This is a genomic window from Desulfosarcina cetonica JCM 12296, from assembly GCF_001311845.1.
GTDB classification, from domain to species: Bacteria; Desulfobacterota; Desulfobacteria; order Desulfobacterales; family Desulfosarcinaceae; genus Desulfosarcina; species Desulfosarcina cetonica.
The window spans coordinates 1-1,618 of the sequence record NZ_BBCC01000428.1; the positions used below are offsets into that span (position 1 = coordinate 1).

The following is a 1,618-nucleotide window of genomic DNA, read 5'->3' on the forward strand; positions in this document are numbered from 1 at the left end:
TGCTCGCCGGCAGTTCGGCCTGGCTGGTCGGCAAACCGTTGTCCGCCGGCACGGTGGCAGCGCTGACCGAAAAGATCGACGCCGAGATCGCCCCTATTGACGACGTGCGCGGATCGGCCGATTACAAGCGCCGGCTCCTGCGCCGGCTGGTGGTGGCTCACTTTGTGACCGGTTTCCCCGACCTGCGGCTGGAAGGCTTGCTCCGATGAATCCATCCGATGCCATTGCCCATGTACGCGGTCGGTCGCCCTTTGTGGACGATCTGCCCGAACCGCCGGGTACCCTTCATGCCGCGGTGTTCGCCTCCCCCGTGGCCCATGGGGTCATCCGCCGGCTCGAGCTTGCGGTGGCCAGGTCTGCACCGGGGGTGGCCGCCGTCTTCACGGCCGACGACATTGCCGGTGAGAACCAGGTGGGGGTGATGATCGCCGACGAGCCGCTGCTGGCCGAGGGTCAGGTCCACTACGTGGGCCAACCCATGGTGGTGGTCGTCGCCGATACACCCCAGCGCGCCAGGCGGGCCCTGGCACAAATCGTTGCGGTCATCGACAAGCGGCCCGCCATCTTCGATCCACGCGTGGCCGCCGCCCATGGTGACCTTATCGGTGAGCCGCGCACCCTGACCCTGGGGGATGTGACGGCCGCGTGGCCGCGCTGCACAACCATCGTGCAAGGGCGGGTCGATTCGGGCGGCCAGGAGCATCTTTACCTGGAGACCCAGGCGGCCCTGGCGGTTCCCGATGCGCTGGGCAACCTGCACATCGTTGCCGGCACCCAGTCGCCGTCCACCGTCCAGCGCACGACGGCGCGGGTCCTGGACTGTCCCATGCACCGTATCACGGTGGAGGTTCAGCGCGTGGGTGGGGCTTTCGGGGGAAAGGAGGATCAGGCCACGCCGTGGGCGGTCCTAGCGGCCCTGGCCGCCTGCCGATTGAAGCGCCCGGTCAAACTGGTCCTGGATCGTCATGGAGACATGGGCATGACCGGCAAGCGCCACCCCTATACCAGCGACTTCCGCCTCGGGCTGGATGCAAAGGGGCGCTTCCTGGCCTTCGAGGCGACCTATTATCAGAACGCGGGTGCTGCCGCCGATCTGTCGCCAGCCGTTCTGGAACGGAGCCTCTTTCACGCCACCAACAGTTATGCCATCCCCAACGTGAAGGTGACCGGCCTTTCCTGCCGTACCCACCTGCCGCCCTTCACGGCCTTTCGCGGATTCGGTGCGCCCCAGGCCATGTTCGTGATCGAGGCGGCCATCGCGACGGCGGCCGAAACCCTCAAGGTGCCCGCCTGGACTGCAGCAGAAAAACCTGCTGCGGCGGGGCGATGAATTCCCCTATGGCATGCGCATGCGCGGCAACGCCGGCCGACGCAGTTTCACCGCGGCCATGCGGCGTTTTAAGGTCGAGGCCCGCCTGGACGAGATCCGGCGCCACAATGCGGCTTCGGCCGACATCAAACGGGGGATTGGCCGTCATGCCCGTCTGCTTCGGTATCGCCTTTACCACCACCTGCCTCAACCAGGCCGGCGCCTGGTGCACATCTACACCGATGGCAGCGTCAGCGTCAGCACGGCAGCCGTCGAACTCGGTCAGGGGGTCACGGCCAAGCTGCGGCG

The 1,618-nt window shown here is 67.0% G+C and carries 2 protein-coding genes and 1 pseudogene; all 3 read left to right on the forward strand.

The annotated features are described in order from the left end of the window. A pseudogene (locus JCM12296_RS34630) lies at positions 1-209 on the forward strand (molybdopterin dehydrogenase); the annotation flags it as partial. Continuing rightward, the gene (locus JCM12296_RS34635; protein WP_054702716.1) at positions 206-1,330 is read left to right on the forward strand and encodes a molybdopterin cofactor-binding domain-containing protein; all 1,125 of its coding nucleotides are present in this window, start codon (positions 206-208) and stop codon (positions 1,328-1,330) included. The pseudogene JCM12296_RS34630 and the gene JCM12296_RS34635, both read left to right, overlap by 4 nt. Before the next feature lie 19 nt (positions 1,331-1,349). Continuing rightward, the coding region (locus JCM12296_RS48720; protein WP_157068191.1) for a molybdopterin cofactor-binding domain-containing protein at positions 1,350-1,618 on the forward strand (269 nt) is incomplete at its 3' end.

Excerpts from the sequence above, each read along its gene's own strand:
- JCM12296_RS34635 (WP_054702716.1), top strand. The coding sequence starts at position 206 with ATGAATCCATCCGATGCCATTGCCCATGTACGCGGTCGGTCGCCCTTT.